23 protein-coding genes are annotated in these 18078 nt (G+C 57.8%); 8 read left to right on the top strand and 15 right to left on the bottom strand.

Going from position 1 to position 18078, the window contains the following annotated elements; translation table 11 throughout:
• The first annotated feature begins 128 nt into the window (after window positions 1–128).
• On the top strand, window positions 129–614 hold the full coding sequence (locus tag K529_RS20390; RefSeq protein ID WP_005640780.1) for a YHS domain-containing (seleno)protein: 486 nt from the start codon (window positions 129–131) through the stop codon (window positions 612–614).
• A 103-nt stretch (window positions 615–717) separates the two neighbouring features.
• On the opposite strand, the gene K529_RS20385 is transcribed toward K529_RS20390, so the two are convergent.
• The 5 genes from K529_RS20385 to K529_RS20365 all read right to left on the bottom strand — a co-directional run bounded on the left by K529_RS20385 (window position 718) and on the right by K529_RS20365 (window position 4783).
• Window positions 718–972, bottom strand: coding sequence for a hypothetical protein (locus tag K529_RS20385; RefSeq protein ID WP_005640783.1), 255 nt, complete (start codon window positions 970–972; stop codon window positions 718–720).
• 204 nt (window positions 973–1176) lie between these two features.
• On the bottom strand, window positions 1177–2547 hold the full coding sequence (locus K529_RS20380; protein ID WP_005640786.1) for a glutamate--cysteine ligase: 1371 nt from the start codon (window positions 2545–2547) through the stop codon (window positions 1177–1179).
• Window positions 2548–2649: 102 nt separating this feature from the next.
• Complete coding sequence (locus tag K529_RS20375; protein ID WP_040643095.1) at window positions 2650–3177, bottom strand: hypothetical protein; 528 nt, start codon at window positions 3175–3177, stop codon at window positions 2650–2652.
• Window positions 3174–4043, bottom strand: coding sequence for a GNAT family N-acetyltransferase (locus K529_RS20370; protein ID WP_046002615.1), 870 nt, complete (start codon window positions 4041–4043; stop codon window positions 3174–3176). The genes K529_RS20375 and K529_RS20370 overlap by 4 nt, the downstream gene beginning before the upstream one ends.
• Window positions 4043–4783, bottom strand: a complete 741-nt coding sequence (locus K529_RS20365) for a 16S rRNA (uracil(1498)-N(3))-methyltransferase (protein WP_005612978.1) — start codon at window positions 4781–4783, stop codon at window positions 4043–4045. Before K529_RS20365 ends, K529_RS20370 begins: the two co-directional genes overlap by 1 nt.
• Before the next feature lie 12 nt (window positions 4784–4795).
• Between K529_RS20365 and ubiA the strand changes: the two genes are divergently transcribed.
• The 4 genes from ubiA to K529_RS20345 all read left to right on the top strand — a co-directional run bounded on the left by ubiA (window position 4796) and on the right by K529_RS20345 (window position 8463).
• Window positions 4796–5758 (top strand): 4-hydroxybenzoate octaprenyltransferase, encoded by a 963-nt coding sequence (gene ubiA / locus K529_RS20360; protein ID WP_005612976.1) that lies wholly within the window; start codon window positions 4796–4798, stop codon window positions 5756–5758.
• Window positions 5759–5839: 81 nt separating this feature from the next.
• Window positions 5840–7756 (top strand): OmpA family protein, encoded by a 1917-nt coding sequence (locus tag K529_RS20355; RefSeq protein ID WP_005612974.1) that lies wholly within the window; start codon window positions 5840–5842, stop codon window positions 7754–7756.
• The gene (locus K529_RS20350) at window positions 7753–8073 is read left to right on the top strand and encodes a hypothetical protein (RefSeq protein ID WP_005612972.1); all 321 of its coding nucleotides are present in this window, start codon (window positions 7753–7755) and stop codon (window positions 8071–8073) included. Before K529_RS20355 ends, K529_RS20350 begins: the two co-directional genes overlap by 4 nt.
• Before the next feature lie 9 nt (window positions 8074–8082).
• Window positions 8083–8463 (top strand): nuclear transport factor 2 family protein, encoded by a 381-nt coding sequence (locus K529_RS20345; RefSeq protein WP_005612969.1) that lies wholly within the window; start codon window positions 8083–8085, stop codon window positions 8461–8463.
• A gap of 6 nt (window positions 8464–8469) precedes the next feature.
• Here K529_RS20345 and K529_RS20340 read toward each other — a convergent pair whose 3' ends face one another.
• The 5 genes from K529_RS20340 to K529_RS20320 form a co-directional block, all read right to left on the bottom strand.
• The gene (locus K529_RS20340; protein WP_005612966.1) at window positions 8470–8916 is read right to left on the bottom strand and encodes a molybdenum cofactor biosynthesis protein MoaE; all 447 of its coding nucleotides are present in this window, start codon (window positions 8914–8916) and stop codon (window positions 8470–8472) included.
• A 4-nt stretch (window positions 8917–8920) separates the two neighbouring features.
• Window positions 8921–9166, bottom strand: a complete 246-nt coding sequence (moaD, locus tag K529_RS20335) for a molybdopterin converting factor subunit 1 (protein ID WP_005612963.1) — start codon at window positions 9164–9166, stop codon at window positions 8921–8923.
• The gene (gene pgsA, locus K529_RS20330; protein ID WP_005612960.1) at window positions 9166–9837 is read right to left on the bottom strand and encodes a CDP-diacylglycerol--glycerol-3-phosphate 3-phosphatidyltransferase; all 672 of its coding nucleotides are present in this window, start codon (window positions 9835–9837) and stop codon (window positions 9166–9168) included. The genes moaD and pgsA overlap by 1 nt, the downstream gene beginning before the upstream one ends.
• Before the next feature lie 208 nt (window positions 9838–10045).
• A complete protein-coding gene (gene ppk2 / locus K529_RS20325) occupies window positions 10046–10963 on the bottom strand; it encodes a polyphosphate kinase 2 (RefSeq protein ID WP_005612958.1) in 918 nt (305 codons plus the stop codon).
• A gap of 210 nt (window positions 10964–11173) precedes the next feature.
• Window positions 11174–11635: an Lrp/AsnC family transcriptional regulator gene (locus tag K529_RS20320; protein WP_005612955.1), complete on the bottom strand. Its 462-nt coding sequence runs from the start codon at window positions 11633–11635 to the stop codon at window positions 11174–11176.
• Between the two features lie 139 nt (window positions 11636–11774).
• Here K529_RS20320 and ald point away from each other — a divergent pair, with 139 nt between their 5' ends.
• Both ald and K529_RS20310 read left to right on the top strand, forming a co-directional pair.
• On the top strand, window positions 11775–12899 hold the full coding sequence (gene ald / locus K529_RS20315; RefSeq protein WP_005612953.1) for an alanine dehydrogenase: 1125 nt from the start codon (window positions 11775–11777) through the stop codon (window positions 12897–12899).
• Window positions 12900–13174: 275 nt separating this feature from the next.
• Window positions 13175–13981, top strand: coding sequence for a mechanosensitive ion channel family protein (locus K529_RS20310; RefSeq protein ID WP_005612950.1), 807 nt, complete (start codon window positions 13175–13177; stop codon window positions 13979–13981).
• 14 nt (window positions 13982–13995) lie between these two features.
• Here the strand turns inward: K529_RS20310 and K529_RS20305 are convergent, their stop codons facing one another.
• The 5 genes from K529_RS20305 to K529_RS20285 all read right to left on the bottom strand — a co-directional run bounded on the left by K529_RS20305 (window position 13996) and on the right by K529_RS20285 (window position 17103).
• Window positions 13996–14463: a hypothetical protein gene (locus K529_RS20305; protein WP_227512301.1), complete on the bottom strand. Its 468-nt coding sequence runs from the start codon at window positions 14461–14463 to the stop codon at window positions 13996–13998.
• Between the two features lie 218 nt (window positions 14464–14681).
• Window positions 14682–15179: a hypothetical protein gene (locus K529_RS20300; protein WP_227431743.1), complete on the bottom strand. Its 498-nt coding sequence runs from the start codon at window positions 15177–15179 to the stop codon at window positions 14682–14684.
• Window positions 15180–15359: 180 nt separating this feature from the next.
• Complete coding sequence (locus K529_RS20295; RefSeq protein ID WP_005612938.1) at window positions 15360–15890, bottom strand: GNAT family N-acetyltransferase; 531 nt, start codon at window positions 15888–15890, stop codon at window positions 15360–15362.
• Window positions 15887–16336 (bottom strand): YtoQ family protein, encoded by a 450-nt coding sequence (locus tag K529_RS20290; RefSeq protein ID WP_005612936.1) that lies wholly within the window; start codon window positions 16334–16336, stop codon window positions 15887–15889. The genes K529_RS20295 and K529_RS20290 overlap by 4 nt, the downstream gene beginning before the upstream one ends.
• Before the next feature lie 83 nt (window positions 16337–16419).
• Complete coding sequence (locus tag K529_RS20285) at window positions 16420–17103, bottom strand: class I SAM-dependent methyltransferase (RefSeq protein ID WP_228707421.1); 684 nt, start codon at window positions 17101–17103, stop codon at window positions 16420–16422.
• Window positions 17104–17143: 40 nt separating this feature from the next.
• Here K529_RS20285 and K529_RS20280 point away from each other — a divergent pair, with 40 nt between their 5' ends.
• On the top strand, window positions 17144–18034 hold the full coding sequence (locus tag K529_RS20280) for a LysR family transcriptional regulator (protein WP_005612930.1): 891 nt from the start codon (window positions 17144–17146) through the stop codon (window positions 18032–18034).
• Window positions 18035–18078: the final 44 nt, after the last annotated feature.

Raw genomic sequence — 18078 nt, 5'->3', positions numbered from 1 at the left:
CCCTTCCCCAAATCGTCGGTGTGGCGGCACTCACCCGCCCAACTCACACAGGATTTTAAGCACCTGTCCCTTTTCACACATCCCCCCGGGTGCATTTCGGCCCCGGACAGATCAAAAGGTTCAAATCGATGACCAAGACAACATCCCTGACCAAATCCCTCCTCGGCGGTCTCGCCTTCTCTGTGGCGCTGGCAACTGCCTCCTTCGCTGCGGGCGTTGACGTGAACGCCTCATCCACTGGCCTTGCGATGCAGGGCTTCGACCCGGTCGCCTATTTCACCGAAGGGGAGGCCAACAAGGGCAGCTACAAGCTGACCGCAACGCATGACGAGGCGACCTACTGGTTCACGTCTGAGGAAAACAAAGCCCTGTTCGAAGCCAACCCGGAGGCCTATGTGCCCGCTTATGGTGGCTACTGCGCTTTCGGCGCCGCAATGGGCTTTAAATTCGATGGCGACCCGCATCAGTGGAAGATCGTTGACGATGTGCTGTACCTGAACCTTTCCAAGGACATTCAGGAACGCTGGGTCACCGATATTCCGGGCTACATCGAAAAAGCAGATGTGAACTGGGAAAACATCGAAGACGCTGATCCCGCAGAATTGCTGCAATAAGACGGCGCGCGCCACTCACACCCACGACATGAAAACGGGCGACAGGATATACTGTCGCCCGTTCTTTGCACACTGACACCGGAGGGAACGGTGAACAGGGCGCTTATTTCGATGCGAGACGCTCGACCGCTTCGGCTGTACGCTTGGTATTGTTGTAGATACCCAGCGCCAAATAGAGCGAACCACCAATCAAGATGACATAGAGTGTGCCGCCGACGAGCACGCCAAGCGCCGGCAAAATGCCACCTGCACTGGGCTCGATTAGAGCGACAACAGTGCCGCCCAATACGAGCAGCAGCAACAAAACCATCACGACGCCAACAAGTTTCTCGAATGCAGAGATAAAGAAATTGCCCATTTGAACACCTTTCAGAGCGATAGATTGAGCGCTCTCTTAAGGGGCCGCCTGTCATCTCACAAGAATCGGATTAGGGGGAAAAACGCCCCTTAATCGTCACCACCAACGCGAGGTTTCGCCGCGCCGCCAGGACAACAGGGGCAAGAAAAAGGGGCGTCTCAGCGGCGCCCCTTTTGCATTATCGATATTGAGATGCGCAAGACATCAATAACTATAGTCTGCGTAGATCCGGCTCAGATCACCGTTCCAGTCGCCGTTGTAACGATCCAGCAATTCATCCGCCGGAACCTTCCCGCTCTCGACGCTTTCGCGCAGGGCGTTCAGGAAATGTGTCTCATCCGGCACCAATCCGCCTGCACCTTGGCGTGCGCGGGCCTTCAGCCCGGCCTCGGAGATCGCCAGAACCTCGCGGGCAAGATCATGCATCTTGAGTGTGCCAACCTCGGCCTGCAGCCCTTTGACCGACGCCTCAACGCGCAGGCTCTCGCGGGTCTGCGCATCCCAGCCTTTGACAAGATCCCAAGCCGCATCCAAAGAGGTTTGATTGTACATCAGTCCCACCCAGAAGGCGGGCAGCGCACAAAGGCGTCGCCACGGGCCACCATCGGCACCACGCATCTCCATGTATTTCTTGATCCGCGCCTCTGGGAATGCGGTCGTCAGGTGATCCGCCCAATCGCTCAGCGTCGGTGTTTCGCCCGGCAGCGCGGGCAGCTCTCCTTTGAGGAAATCCCGGAAAGACTGGCCCAAAGCGTCGATATATTTGCCATCACGGTAGACAAAATACATCGGCACATCGAGCGCATAATCGGCGTAACGCTCAAACCCCATGCCATCTTCAAACACGAAAGGCAGCATGCCCGTACGGGCATCATCCAGATGCCGCCAGATGTGGCTGCGCCAGGATTTCAGCCCATTGGGCTTGCCCTCAAAGAAGGGAGAGTTGGCAAAGAGCGCGGTGGCCACCGGCTGCAAGGCCAGAGCCACGCGCAGCTTCTGCACCATGTCGGCTTCGGAAGCGAAATCGAGATTCACCTGCACGGTGCAGGTGCGCCGCATCATCGCGCGCCCCATGGTGCCGACGCGCTCCATGTAGTCGTTCATCAGCGTGTAACGCCCCTTGGGCATCAAGGGCATTTCTTCGTGTTGCCAGATCGGCGCAGCACCAAGACCGATAAAGCCAACTCCGATCTCATCAGCGATGTCTTTTACTTCGCGCAGGTGAGTGTTCACCTCGTCGCAGGTCTCATGGATAGTCTCTAGCGGCGCCCCCGACAGCTCCAGCGCGCCGCCGGGTTCTAGGCTGACGTTCGCCATGTCCTTAGTGAGGCCAATCAGCTTGCCCCCCTCGGTGACCGGGTCCCAGCCGTGCCGATCGCGCAGCCCTTCAAGCACCGCCTGAATCGAGCGCTTACCTTCATAGGGCAGCGGCTTCAGCGTATCCTTGCAGTAGCCGAATTTTTCATGCTCGGTACCGATCCGCCAGTCATTGCTGGGTTTGCAGCCCGCTTCCATATACTCCGCCAGTTGAGCATGGCTTTCGATTGGTCCGCCGCCGGACTGAGGAATGGACATGGGTAGGCCCCCTTCGTAGGTCGCCGCCAAGGGCAGGCGTGGCATTTCTGACAAAGGGCACGGGGCCCGGGGTTAAAGTCGTGATGCGAAATCGCGCCAGTGTCAATGCAGCCGATACTGGCTGCGCGGCTCTGGTGATCGCTGCCATATCACGACTTGATGAGGACCTTTGTGATGCAGTTCACTTAACATGCGTTCTGTCTTCAACCCCGGCAGGCTGGCAAACACATCAAACAACGCCTCTGCTCCGGCAGCTGTCACCGGGATTGCCAGCGGTGACTGACCGGGCTGTTCCAGCACCCAATGCGACGGCCGCGCTGTATGGTCGAGCCGCAAGGTCTCAATCTCAGAACGCGCCACTGCACCGCCAGTGAGCGGTCCGAAATAGCTGATTTGCCCTTCGGTGACCTGCACCACGCCCGGCCCGCCAGAGCCGAGCCGGAACCGCATTCGCTGCGCGCCGACCACCCCAAGCACCAGCGCTAATGCGACACAGGCCCAACCGTTGATCTGCATCAGACCTATGCCCCAGATGGCCCAACGAAGCCCCAGCAACAGCAGCGCCAATGCCCCAAGAAGCTCGCGCCAGCGCCACAAAAAGGCCTGTGCTTCTGGTCGAATGAAACTCATGTGCATCTCCTCACATGGCCTGCGCGGATCTGCGCAGGTCTCGCAAACAGCACCAGCGCAAACGTCCCCGCCCGGCGAAAACCGATAGAGCGATAAGCGCGCGCTGCTTCTTCACTGGCGGCAAAGAGCACCCCTTGCGTTGCGCCGCGTGCACGCGCTTCCAACATATGCCGACCGACGACGCGGCGCGCGTAGCCCCGACCACGCAACGCAGGCGGCGTATAGACCCCGCCGACCTGCACCGCCTCGGCAAACGCAGTATTATGTCCGGCCATTGCAACCGGGCGACCCTCCACCAACAACACGCGGTGGCTGTCTCTGGCAATATACTGTGCGATGTCACGGCGCGCCTTTTCCTGTGCTTGATCAGGAGACGCATTCACCGCTTCGACCTCATAGGCAGCGCGCCATTCCTCAATCAGCGCGCGAGGCGCATCCGCGAGGGGAATGATGTTCTCATCGGGGCGGATTTCCACCGCGAGTTCCGCCATATCAAGTACAAAACCTGGCTCATCACGATCCAACTGGCACGGATGATCTTGCAACCCGTTGGCCGCAATAAAGCTGCGCACCTGTGCAGCATTTCCGATCACCGCTGTCACCTCGCGCGATCCCAGAAGCTGGCCCGCGTCTTGCCATTCCGCGTCGCCGCAACCCGGTGCCATCATCATAACAGATCCGGTATTGGTGATGGCAAAGACGCCATCTCGGGCCTCTCGCACCCAAAGCGTCAACCCGTGTGGATGATCAGAACCAAAGCCGTGATCGCGCAGGTTGCCGATCAGGAACATGGAGCCTTCGATATGCGCAAACAGCAGCACTTCGATCCAGTCAAGATCAGACCGATTTGCCGCACGCCATCCCATCACCAGTCTCCTAATGCCCGCTGCCAAAGGGTCATGGCCGCCACCGCCGCCGTATCTGCCCGCAAAATACGTGGTCCGAGACTGACCACATGCGCCTGCGGCATGGCCTGCAGACGTTTGCGCTCCGCATCTGAAAAACCACCCTCCGGCCCGATCAGGATCGCCCAAGGGCCGGAAACTGTGGGCGGGTTTTCGGACTGGACAGCATCGAGAAACAACCGCTGCCCCACCTCGGCCTCGTCACAGAACATCAACTGGCGGTCTTCGGGCCATTGGTCCAGCAAGGCGGATAGCTTTTGCAAATCCGCCACCTCTGGCACATAGGTGCCGCCGCATTGCTCGGCCGCCTCGACCGCATGGGCCTGCAGGCGATCCTGACGGATGCGTTCGGAATTTGTGAAATCCGTCGCTACAGGCAAAATTCGGGCGGCACCCATTTCGGCGGCTTTCTCGACGATGAAATCGGTGCGCGCTTTTTTGATGGGTGCAAAGATCAGCCACAAATCCGGCGGCAACTGCAAGGGTTTGGACTGCTCCACGCAAGCCAACACGCCGCTGCGCTTGCTGGCTTCTGCTACCTCGGCCTGCCATTCCCCATCGCGCCCATTAAAAAGCGCAACCCGCGCACCAACAGCCAGTCGCATCACCCCAAACAGATAATGCGCCTGATCGCGGTCCAGAGGAACCGTTTGCCCTGCCCCCAAGGGGTGATCTACATACAGTCTGACTTTAGCATTCATGAGGTCCTACATATGCAAGGCCAGTCGCCAACACCAGATGGACGTGTCGCGGATGCGGTAAAAGACAATTGGGTCGATATCTACGCCCCTGCCTGGACCCGCCCCTATCTGCGCCTGAGCCGTGCGGATCGGCCAATCGGCACGTGGCTTTTGCTGCTGCCCTGCTGGTGGGGGCTCGCTCTGGCAATGATCGCAGGACAGAACGCACGCTGGGAAGATCTGTGGATCTTTGTCGCCTGCGGGCTGGGCGCGTGGTTGATGCGTGGGGCGGGCTGCACATGGAACGACATCACCGACCGCGATATCGATGGTGGTGTCGAACGCACACGGTCGCGCCCAATCCCCTCTGGTCAGGTCACGGTCAGGGGCGCGCTGGCATGGATGGCGTTGCAGTCGCTGATCGCCTTTGGCATCTTGCTGACCTTTAATCAGGCCGCAGTCGCCATGGGCATTCTGGCCCTGTTCCCGGTTGCAATCTATCCCTTTGCCAAACGATTCACCTGGTGGCCGCAGGTATTTTTGGGGCTTGCGTTCAACTGGGGCGCGATGCTGGCGTGGGTGGCCCATAGTGGCCGCTTGGACTGGCCTGCCGTGGTTTTATATGCCGCTGGCATGGCGTGGACGCTATTTTATGACACCATTTACGCGCATCAGGACACCGAAGACGATGCGCTGATCGGGGTAAAATCCACCGCAAGACTGTTTGGAACTGAAACACCGACTTGGCTGCGTCGCTTTATCGTCGCAACTGTGAGCCTGATGGCGCTTTCGATCATTATGGCGGTCCAACCTACGGCTTCGGTGCTCGCATTGGCACTCTCGCTCTGTGCGCCTTGGGCGATGGGCTGGCATATGACGTGGCAATTGCGTGCCTTTGATGCCGATAATAATGACCGGCTCCTGTCGCTGTTTCGCCTCAACCGCGACACCGGCTTGATTCCGCTCATTTTCCTTGGGTTGGCATTGTTTGCATAACTGCGACCACCGGCATGATTGATCCACAGCCGATGGCCTTGTAAGACCGTTAACGACGAAACTACCGGAATTCCTTACCTCATGCGCATATCCTCGTTTCTGATCCCCACCGCTGCCTTTGCCGGTGCAGCCGGCCTTAGCTTGGTGGTTGCGGGATTTGCTGCGACGGCGCTGGAGAACAATTCAGAAATCGTGGTACGCCGCACCTTGGATAAGGCAGGGTTTTCCTGGGCTGAAGTGGTCGCAGACGGCCTGCGTGTGGAACTTTCGGGCGAAGCCCCGGATGAGGCCAAGCGGTTTGCAGCCATCTCCAAGGTAGGCACGGTGGTGGACGCTGCGCGGATCATTGACCTGATGGAGATCACCCCTTCCAAAGGCATCGCCCCGCCCCGGTTTTCGACCGAGATCCTGCGCAACGACGCCGGAATTTCCATCATCGGCCTGATCCCAAGCGCCAGCGATCATAGCGCGCTTGTCCGCAAACTGAGCGCAATTCGTGGCAATCCTGAGGTCACTGATTTTGTTGAGACGGCGGATTATCCGATGCCCAAGGGCTGGAATGACGCCATGGCCTATGCGCTCAAGGCACTGGCCCTCCTGCCGCGCACCAAAATCTCTGTCGAGGCCGGGGTTGTGCGGATCACCGCCATTGCAGATAGCCCAGAGGCAAAAGAAAAGCTCGAAACAGACCTCAACCGGATGCTGCCCCCGACCGTGCATGTCACGCTCGATATTGCGGCGCCGCGCCCGGTTATCTCGCCCTTTACACTGCGCTATGTTCTAGGCCCTGACGGCGGACGCTTTGACGCCTGCTCTGCAGAGAGCGAGGAAAGCCGGTTGCGTATTCTGCAAGCGGCTCAAGACGCAGGCCTGCGACGCCAAAGCGACTGCACCATTGGCCTTGGTGTGCCCTCTGCGAGTTGGTCTCGCGCCGTGGAAAGCGGTTTGAAGGCGCTCACAGAACTGGGGCAAGGTTCGATCACCTTCTCCAATGGCGAGGTGACGCTTGTTGCTGCCCAAGGCACGGCACAAGGGGTGTTTGATCACGTAGTTGGCGAGCTGGAAAGCGCATTGCCGCAGGTCTTCGTCCTGCATGCCGTGCTGCCCGAACCCGAAGAGAAAAACCCCGACCTTACACCAGAATTCACCGCCACCCTCAGCCCCGAGGGGCAGGTTCAACTGCGCGGCCGGCTCAGCGACAATGCACAGCGGCGCACTGTAGACAGCTACGCCAAAGCGCGGTTTGGCAGTGGGTCGGTCTATCTGGCGACCCGCAACGCACCTGATCTACCCGGCGTCTGGCCGATTCGGGTGCTGGCGGCCCTTGATGCCTTGGCGCAGCTGGAACGTGGCTCTGTTACTGTCACGCCGGAACTGGTCGCCGTGCGTGGGATGAGCCATCAAGAAAACGCCAGCGCCGAAATTGCACGGATGCTTTCTGATAAACTGGGCGAAGCCGAGGATTACGAACTCGACATCACCTATGAGGCCCCGCCCGAGCCAGATGACCAGTTAATGGCGCCTGCCCTGTGTGAGGCGGAGCTGGCCGCGATCCAACGCGCCGACAAAATCGCTTTTGAACCCGGATCGGCCACAGTTGCTGCCGACAGCGCGCGGGTGATCGACAAAATCGCCAAGCTCTTGCAGCAATGCGGCGAGATACCGCTCGAAATTCAGGGACACACAGATAGCCAAGGCCGTGAGGAGATGAACCTGAACCTCAGCCAAGCCCGCGCGCAATCCGTCCTGAATGCACTGCGCGCCAGACGCATCCTGACCGGGAGCTTCGTCGCGAAAGGCTATGGTGAGGACAATCCGATTGCGAGCAACAGCACCGAAGACGGCCGCGAGGCCAACCGGCGTATTGAATTTCGCCTGATTGAGAGCGAGCTGCCTGACGCCGAGGATGCCGAAGACGAGGGCGACTCTGGAACAGATGAGACGGCTGAAACAGCGCCCGCGCAGGCCGAACCCGAAGAGGACACCGACGGACAATGAGCAGAACAGAGTTCATCCTCACCACAGCGATCATCCTCTTTGTCGCCTTTGCGATGGGGTGGTTTGCCAATTGGCTGGTACACCGTTTCACCCGCGTGCGGCAAAGCGATGTGGCCGATCTGGACCGCATGAGTCAGGAGCTGCACGAGGCAGAGGAAACCCGCGATCAGGCGATCACATATCTGCAGCAGCGCGAGGCCGAGCTGACCAACCAGTTGAGCCAGACCGAAGCCGAGTTGCGCGCCGCAATGGATGGGCTGCGCGAGGCGAGATACGAGACCGAAGAACTGCGCAACCGTCTGCGTGGTGAGGGTTAAGGCGCAGGGATGACCAGCCTGTCCGCAGATCACCTGTTGCAAGACCTCACAAGGTGCGAACGACAGGTCTGGGATGCCCTTGTTCAAGGCGATGTGGCGGCAGATGCGGAGCTGCTGTGCGAGAGCTTCCTCGGGGTCTACGGCACTGGTTTTGCGGGCAAAGCGGATCACACAGGTCAGCTTGAGCATGGCCCGACAGTTCAGACATACGAGCTATCACAGCTCACCGCGCGTGCTCTTGGGCCGGAATATGCCGTATTGAGTTATCACGCACGCTTTCAGCGCTGCGGCCACCTTACCGCAGAAGACATGTACGTAAGCTCAATCTGGCAGCGCACAGACAACGGCTGGGTGAATATCTTCAGCCAAGATACGGCTGTGGCAACATAGCAACCGTCACCAGCGCGTAAGCGCATCCTCGTCTGCAGATTTTGCAGCCACCCAATCCTCAGCACCGTTCTGCAGAATTTCCTTCTTCCAGAATGGCGCGCGGGATTTCAGATAGTCCATCAGATATTCAGCCGCTTCAAACGCTGCGACGCGATGACGGGCGGCGGTGGCAACCATCATAATCTGATCGCCGGGCACAAGGCGCCCATGACGGTGGATCACCAGCGCATCCGTTAAATCCCAACGCGCAATCGCCTCTGATGCGATTTTCTCAAGCGCCTTTTCGGTCATGCCCGGATAATGCTCGATCTCCATCACCGCCATGGCACCGCTGTCCGCCTCGCGCACCACACCGGTAAAGGTAACAACAGCACCCGCGCCACCGGCGTCACGTGCAAAGGCCTCAGCCTCCGAGCCAAAATCAAAAGGCTCCTGCTGGACGAGCACCCGCATGGGATCAGCCCCCGGTCATCGGTGGGAAAAACGCCACTTCGCGCACGCCCTCAAGCGGCGCGTCAAACTCTGCCAGCTCCTGATCAAGCGCCACGCGCAAGGCAGACAAATCCGCAAAGGCTGCGGCATAGCGCTCTTCACGTGCCTTCAGCTCCTCAATGAGTTCTGCCACGGTGACGGCAGAGGTCTCGACGGTTTCTTTGGGCAGACCGATGCGCTCACGCACCCATGCAAAATAGAGAACATCCATCAGCGTGTCTCCTTCAGGTATGGCAGGGCTTTTTTCAGGTAATCGACACCCGTGATCAGCGTCAGCGCCGCTGCGATCCACAAAAGCCCCAATCCGATGCGCCCGGACCAGATCATGCCTTCGAAGTAAAACCGTAGACCTTGCGTATCTTCAATCGTACCGCTGAGCACATCCTGCACCATCTGCACATCCATGCCAAATCCACCCATCCCGAGATGATGCTCGAAAATACCTTGGGAAAACAGGGTCGCGATGGCGATCATCTGGGCGGTGGTTTTCCATTTGGCGAGCTTAGTCACCTTGAGCGTCCCAGCTGTATCGCCGAGATATTCCCGAAGGCCAGAGACGAACACCTCTCGAAACAGGATAACCGTGGCAGGAAGGACCAGCCACGCGGTCCAATGCGACGTCGAATACCCCACGAGGATCATCAATGCGATCACCACCATCGCCTTGTCGGCAATCGGGTCAAGCATCGCGCCCATCTTGGTTTCCTGCTTCCAGCTGCGCGCCAGATAGCCATCGAACCAATCGGTGATGGCCGCGCTCACAAACAAGACCAGCGCGAACCAATCCGCATAGGGGCGGCTGAAAAAGAGGAACATCACCGCCAGCGCTGGCGCTGCCAGCAGTCGCAGGACTGTGAGGATATTGGGCAAATTCCAGATCATAAGCGCATTCCTACAGTCTGGCTCTTCGGTCGGGAAGGGACAATTCGCGCGATGGGCGATCTTCGCGCCTCTCAACAGACACATGCCAGCACCAATTCGTGAGTGGTGACACCCCGCAAGGCGCGCAAGACAACGACTAGTATAAGGAATACGAAAAGGGCGAGGATTTCCCCTCGCCCCCCAAATGACTGCGTATTGTCGCCCCAATTCAGTATATTTTGGGCACGTACAGCTCGTCTGGAAGCACCCTGCGCTCATAACTCGGGTTATATTCTCTATCTGGAAGATTGACCTTTTCACTTGGCACATCGTGATAAGGGATCTTGGTCAACAGGTGCTCGATGCAGTTGAGACGTTCGCGCTTTTTGTCGTTGCCTTCAACGATGTACCAAGGAGCCTCGTCGATATTGGTGCGAAAGAACATGTCTTCCTTGGCCTTGGTGTATTGTTCCCAGCGGATGCGACTTTCCAGATCCATCGGCGATAGTTTCCACTGCTTCATCGGGTCATGAATACGCATAAGGAATCGCAGCTGCTGCTCTTCGTCGGTGATGGAGAACCAGTACTTCAGCAGGATGATGCCAGAACGGACCAGCATGCGTTCAAATTCCGGAACGTCCTGAAAAAACTGTTCGACTTGATCATCCGTGGCAAAGCCCATCACACGCTCGACACCGGCGCGGTTGTACCAAGAGCGGTCAAACAAGACGATCTCGCCCGCGGCTGGCAAATGCGGCACGTAACGCTGGAAATACCACTGGCTTTGTTCGCGACGGCTGGGCGCGGGCAAGGCCACGACCCGCGCAACCCGCGGATTGAGCCGCTGCGTAATGCGTTTGATCACGCCCCCTTTACCGGCGCTGTCGCGCCCCTCAAAGAGGATGCATACCTTGGCACCGGTGTGCTGGACCCAATCCTGCACTTTGATCAGCTCCGCCTGCAGGCGCAGAAGGTTGCGGAAATAGACCTTACGGTCGAGCATTTCGGGATGCTGGGCGCGATAGATTTTGCGAAGCTCCATGGACAGCATGGGCTCGGCGAATTCGATTTCGAAGTCCTCGTCCAGCGTGTCCTGCAGCTCGGCTTCCAGCCACTCGAAGGATGTATTGTCCTGATCGCTGCTCACACTGTGTCTCCTTTGAATTATACAGGCTCGCCAATGCATATAGCTGGCATGTGATCCTTTGGTGTCAGATGGCGGCGTAAGGGTCGAAAAACAGCCACTTGGGCAAAAAACTCTATCACCACGCCCAGTTTGCGCCCGGATCAACGACGTAAACAAGGCAGCCCGCACAATTTTTACGCCGTTTGGCACAAAGCAGCCGCTAAGTCAGCATCAACTGATTGGCAGTGCCGTGGTTTTGAACACAGTGCGCAACGCAAAACTCGATTGCATCTGCGCCACGCCCGGCAAGCGGGTGAGATGCTGACGGTGGATGCGGGCAAAGTCGTCGGTGTTCTCTGCCACAACTTTCAGAATGTAGTCGGCGGTCCCAGCCATCAGGTGGCACTCCAACACATCCGGTATCCGGGCTACCGCCTTTTCAAACGCGTCCAACACCTCGTCCGCCTGCGTCTGAAGCGTTATTTCCACAAAAACCGTGGTCGGCACCCCTAGCTTCCGGGCATCAAGGAGGGCAACATAGTTGCGAATATAGCCGTCGCTCTCAAGCCGCTGAACCCGCCTGTGACAGGCAGATGCAGAGAGATTCACCGTCTCGCTCAAGTCACTGTTTGAGATCCGGCCCTGCTTTTGCAGCACCGCGAGGATTCGACGATCCACCTGATCTAACGCCAAACGACATACCTTTTCTTGCGTGAGACTCCCTCATAGTCGAAGAAAATTCGAAAGTCGAGTTTTCATGGTGCCCAAAAAAGCAGCACATTTGCACGCAGCTCTGCGACACTATGTCCCTGTAGGGAACGGAGGAGACCCCATGAAAATCGGATGCCCCACGGAAATCAAGCCACAGGAATTTCGCGTTGGCATGACGCCAGACGCAGCCCGCGAAGCAGTCGTACATGGACATCAGGTGATGATCCAGAAAGGTGCGGGCCTTGGCGCGGGATTTCCCGATGAGGACTATATCGCCGCAGGTGCTGCAATCATCGACACCGCCGAGGAAATTTTTGCCAGCGCCGATATGATCGTCAAGGTAAAGGAACCGCAGGCCATCGAGCGCAAAATGCTGCGCGAAGGTCAGCTGCTGTTCACCTATCTGCATTTGGCTCCCGACCCCGAACAGACCCATGACTTGCTGGCATCCGGCTGTACCGCGATCGCTTATGAAACCGTGACCGACGACCGTGGCGGCCTGCCGCTCTTGGCGCCGATGTCCGAAGTTGCAGGCCGTTTAGCGCCGCAAGTGGGTGCCTATACCCTGCAAAAGGCGAACGGTGGTCGTGGCGTGCTGATGGGGGGTGTGCCCGGCGTGGCTCCGGCCAAAGTGGTTGTTGTCGGCGGCGGCGTTGTCGGCACCCATGCCGCCAAGATTGCTGCCGGAATGGGCGCGGATGTGACCGTACTCGACCGCTCTCTGCCGCGTCTGAAGTATCTGGACGACGTTTTTGGCGGAACCTTTAAGAACCGTTATTCCACTGCAGGAGCCACAGCCGAACTGATCCGCGAGGCCGACATGGTCATCGGCGCGGTGCTGATCCCCGGTGCAGCTGCGCCAAAATTGGTTTCGCGCGCGGATCTGTCCGAAATGAAACCCGGCGCAGTGCTGGTGGATGTGGCCATTGATCAGGGCGGATGTTTTGAAACCTCCCGCGCCACCACTCATGCGGACCCGATCTACGAGGTCGACGGCATTATGCACTATTGCGTGGCCAACATGCCGGGCGCTGTGGCGCGCACCTCGACCCAAGCGCTCGGGAACGCCACCCTGCCCTTCTTGCTGGCACTGGCCGATAAGGGCTGGAAACAGGCCTGCGCCGATGACCCACATTTGTTGAATGGTCTGAACGTGCATGCAGGCAAGCTGACCTATTACGCCGTGGGCAAAGCGCTTGGTCTTGATGTGCTCTCACCGACCCTCGCCCTGCGCGATGCAAGCTGAGCAATTTTCGATAGAATGAAGAGGGCGCAATACTGCCCCAGATAGCGCGGCCTCCCCTTTGGGGCCGCGCTTTTTGCTAAAATCGGCTTTTCAGCGGTCGCCGAAGGCAAATTCCCCCCTGAAAAGGTTAAAAACCTCTCGATTTTCGCCACCTGCCTGTCGCAAATAGGGATGACGCGAGAACGATACCTTTGGCTCGTGCAAAATAGTGCCCCGTGACCCGCCGGACCTTCCCCCGGCCTGCACGGCGCAACCCGAGAAACGTGGGGACTGACATGGAAAATGTAATCGAACAGGCCGGTGCGTACTGGCCACTGGTCGTCAGCGGCGCAAAAGCGCTGGTGGTTTTGGTACTCGGCTGGATCGCAGCTGGTCTGATTTCAGGCGCAGTGCGCAGCCGCATCAACAAAACACCGCAAATTGACGAGACACTCGGCAACTTTGTTGCAAGCCTCATCCGCTGGGTCTTGCTGGCCATCGTGCTGGTTGCCGTGCTTGGCGTCTTTGGCATCGAGGCCACCAGCCTCGTGGCGATGCTGGGTGCTGCCACCCTCGCCATTGGCCTCGCCCTGCAAGGCACATTGAGCGATCTGGCAGCTGGCTTTATGCTGATCCTGTTCCGCCCGTATAAACTGGGCCAATTCGTGGACATCGGTGGCACAGCAGGCACCGTAAAAGATCTGAACCTCTTTGTGACTGAACTTGTCACACCGGACAATGTGCAGATCATCGTACCGAACGGTCAGGCCTGGGGTTCCATCATCACCAACTATTCGGCCCATGACACACGCCGGCTCGATATCACATATGGCATCGACTACGGTGATGACATTGAAAAAGCCAAAGCGATCATCCTGCGTCTTGCCGAAGCCGATGGCCGTGTTCTCTCCAACCCGGAACCCTGGGTTCGTGTGACCAACCTCGGTGACAGCTCTGTCGATATCTCCACCCGTCTGTGGTGCAAAGCGGCTGATTACTGGGAACTGAAATGGGCGATGATCCAAGGGGTGAAAGAGACCTTCGATGCCGAAGGTATTTCCATCCCCTACCCCCACAGCGTGGAAATTCAGAAGGAAGGCTGATTGCGCCTCCTGCCCTAAGACACACTCCCCTGCCCACGGGCGGGGGACACCGGGACAAAATAGGGCCGAGGTGGCTTGTTGGAACGCGCCTGCGCGGGGTCGCCCGGTTTTGGCAATAAAGGCGCGGTCCCATATTTCAGCGTTTGACCGTCATGCGCCTGAAACGCCCAGCGTGCGGCCATGAACTGTAAGTGTTGATGCACCTGCCCTTCTGCGTCTGTCTCAGAAATAGCGCGCCATGACCCCTCGCATTGCACCGGCAACTGGATGGAATTCACATCCCGCATCGCGACCTTGCGTTCCAAATCCCGTTGTTGGGCCTGCGCATACATGTAGCGAAGCTGCGTATAGAGCGCCTGAAAATGCGGACGCCGACGGCCCGCAAACACCACGCTCACCTCTTTCCTATCGGCATTAAAACCACGGGCGGTGCAATCCCCGCGTGAGGTCGTTCCAAAGACAGGAACCAAGGCGAGTTGCACTTGTATGACGCCACCTTTGAACAGGCCGCTATCTTCATACTCCGGCGAAACCGGTCCTTTTTTACGGCGATCGATTGGTGGGACAAACGGGGGCATTTATGTCAGATATAGGCTGCAAGAATTGGCCATGCGGCGGTGGGATTTGAAAGACAACTATCCCCACGTTTCCTTAAGAAAAGATAGCGTGACAGGAACATTGAGGCATCAAGATTGGCCTCTCAGCGCGCGCTGATATCCGCGCTACGTTTGCCATAGAGCGCCTGCTTGCCATTGGTGACCGTTTCACCGTTTCGGTCACGAAATCCCCAGCGCGCGGCTAAAAATTGTAGCACCCGGATATCCTCACCTGTGCTACTGCGTTCAAATCGCAGCCGCCACGCCCCCTCGATCTGTGCCGGGAGCTGGATAGAATTGATGGGCGGAGGATCTTTCTTGAGCCGCTGTGCAGAATAATTCGCCTCTGTCAGCAACCTGCGCAATTCTTCATGCATCGGTGCAAACTCTGCCACCCGGCGCCCGGCAAAAATCACGGTGATTTCTTCGCCTTTTTCAACATAGCCGCGCACACAGACATCCCCACGCGGCGTTTTGCTGATAACCGGAACCAATGCGACAGCCACTTGCGTCAAACCACGTTTGAAAAGGCCGCGGTCTTCGGTTTCCGGAGTGACTTCAAAGCGAGACCGGCGGCGGTCGTGTTTAGATGTGTCAGACATAAATACCAGGGATGTTGAGGTCGCAAGGAAAACAAGCTGAATCATTAATTCATCGTTATTCCTAGCAAGGCACCGTTAAAAAACGGTTCAGGCTTTGTGCGAATTCAACGCCCTGTTTTGAGAATTCTCAACCCATAGCAGAATGAGACTTCTGTCGCGCGCAGTCGGCGCGACAGAACTTCATCGGGTCATCTTACGGTGCATAATCAACGTCGGTAGCCCACCATAATCACCCAGCGCTTCGGCCGGTTGATACCCAAGACGCAACGCCACTTTTTGCGACACTTTATGCTCTGGGTCAAAAATGCAGCAGGTCTGTTGCCAATCGGTTTCGTCCTGCGCCCATTGATGCATGCGCGCCACCGCTTCGGTTGCGACGCCTTTGCCATGCACCTTGGGAGACAGCACCCACCCCGCCTCGGGCACGCTCTCAAGACTCGGCGTCATCCCGCGGCGGTAATCAGCAAACCCGACATCCCCGGCATAGGCCCCGGTCTCGCGAAGCGTCACCGCCCAATAGCCAAACCCAAGCATCGACCAATGGCCGATATACTTCATCAACCGCCCCAAACTCTCTTCCTCGGTTGAGGGCTTCCCGCTGATATAGCGCACGACATCAGGTTCAGCCCACATTTGGGCTAAATCATCAAAGTCTCTCAATTCATGCGGACGCAGGATCAACCGATCCGTTTCAAGCACGGGGAGCGTCATGCAGGCAGTTCTCCGGTTAGAATATAGGTGAGGATGTTGACCACCTGTTTGGGATCCTCAGCCACAGCAAGGGCTGCGGCGTGGACCTCTTTCAGCGCATGTTGATGTTCAGGTTGACTGAGCACAATGATCGATTTGCCAAGCGCGGCAGCATAGCCCGCATCAAACGCAGCGTTCCACTGTTTGTATTTTTCCCCAAATCGCACCACGACCACATCGGCTTCTTCGATGCCTTTGCGGGTCCGAATGGCATTTAGCTTGGCCCCCTTGTGATCATGCCAAAATTTGTTGTCCTCCGCGCCAAGGATTGCAACGCCGCAATCATCAGAGGCGCCATGATCAGTAACCGGGCTGTCAAAAGAGACACTCAGGTTGCGCGCGCCATCGATAATCTGTTCGCGCCAATCGGTGTGAATTTCACCGGAAAGATAAACGGATAGGGTCATTTGGTCCTCCTGCCTCACCCCCAGATGGGGGGCCGTGGGTTCAGATCAAGCCCTATCGGTTCAGGCGCGACGGGCCAACCCCATCACGACTTGCGCGCCACCACAAAGCGGCTGGGTAAATCGGCGGGATAGCTGCCTGTCTCAAGAATTTCAAATCCCGCCATTTCAATCCGTCTTTGCCAGTCTCGCACCGTCATGAAATGAACTGTATCGGGCGCTTTGCCGACCCATCGCATCATCGGCAGAACCGCACCTATCAGGCGCCGCTTCAGGCCGCTTTTGGCATCCTGCATACATACCGTCTTGGAGATAAACAAACCTCCGGGTTTCAACCGCTGCGACACCTTTTGCAAACTTGCATCCAGTTCCGGCAGCAGGTGAAAAAGGTTAAAGGCCAGCACCGCGTCAAATGGCCCCACGGGTGCGGTCTCAAGGTCGCAAACCTGAAACTTCAAATTGCTGAGCCCCGCCGCGCGGGCCCGCTCTTGCCCAAACTCAATCATCTTGGCAGAGAAATCCGTCGCCAACATCTGCGCAACACTTGGCGCCAGCGTCACGGCGGTACTACCGGTGCCACACCCTAACTCCAATATTGTTTGATCAGCACTCAGGTAACTGGCTGTCCGGCTCAGGGTCACCTCATATGCAGCCGGGTCAGATACGGGCTGTGCGGCGTATCTTTTGGCAACCCTATCCCAAAACATTGCATTGACCGACATGACAATCTCCCTCTGAATATGAGTAGGATAGACATACAAAAAGCGCATATAAATTGTGGAAATTCGCAGTATCTATATACGTATATGCATGGACAAGCTGCGCACAGTCGACTGGAATCACATCCGCGCCTTCTTGGTGACGGCTGAGGCAGGCTCACTCTCTGCAGCCGCACGGCAGCTTTGCCTGACGCAACCCACCCTGTCGCGTCAGGTCGCGGCGCTCGAAGCCGAACTCGGGCTTCTTCTGTTTGAACGCATTGGGCGCAAACTGGCACTGACGCAAGCTGGCAGACAGCTGTTGGAGCACGGACGCCACATGGGTGACGCAGCCTCTGCTCTGACCCTCACCGCCTCAGGGCAGGCCGAAGCGATTGACGGCACCATTCGGATCACTGCCAGCGATATCCTTTCGTCCTATGTGCTGCCACCAATATTACACCAGTTGCGCCAGATTGCCCCCCAGCTCACCATCGACCTTGTGGCAGCAAACGACATTCGCGATCTGATGCGACGAGAAGCCGATATCGCAATCCGACATATACGCCCCGAACAACCTGACCTGATTGCCCGTCAGCTTCCTGATGGCCAAGCACATTTCTACGCGGCCACAAGCTACCTTGACCAGCACGGACGCCCCCAGACCCCCGAGGACCTCGCCACTCATGATTTTATCAGTTTTGGCGAGACCACACGGATGATCGAGCACGCTCGCGATCTTGGCCTCACCCTACGTCCCGACCAGTTTCGCATTGAGACCCGCAATGGGTTGGTCGGCTGGGATCTGCTTCGCGCTGGCTTTGGCATCGCGCCGATGCACGACAAGGTTGCCGAGCAAACCCAAGGGATCGAACGGATTATGCACTGGGTCCCAACGACGCGGTTCCCATTCTGGCTCATCACGCACCGCGAGCTTCACACCAGCCGCAAAATCCGCCTTGTTTTTGATCACCTGGCCTCCGCCCTGACCCAGAGAATCTGACAGCCTGTTCTCTTCTAACCCCAAATATCCCGGGGAGCGCGAGG

The sequence above is a fragment of the Tritonibacter mobilis F1926 genome, from assembly GCF_000376545.2.
Classification (GTDB): Bacteria; Pseudomonadota; Alphaproteobacteria; order Rhodobacterales; family Rhodobacteraceae; genus Epibacterium; species Epibacterium mobile.
The sequence above is the reverse complement of the archived record's forward strand: the minus strand, read 5'-3'. Positions and strand labels throughout refer to the sequence as shown.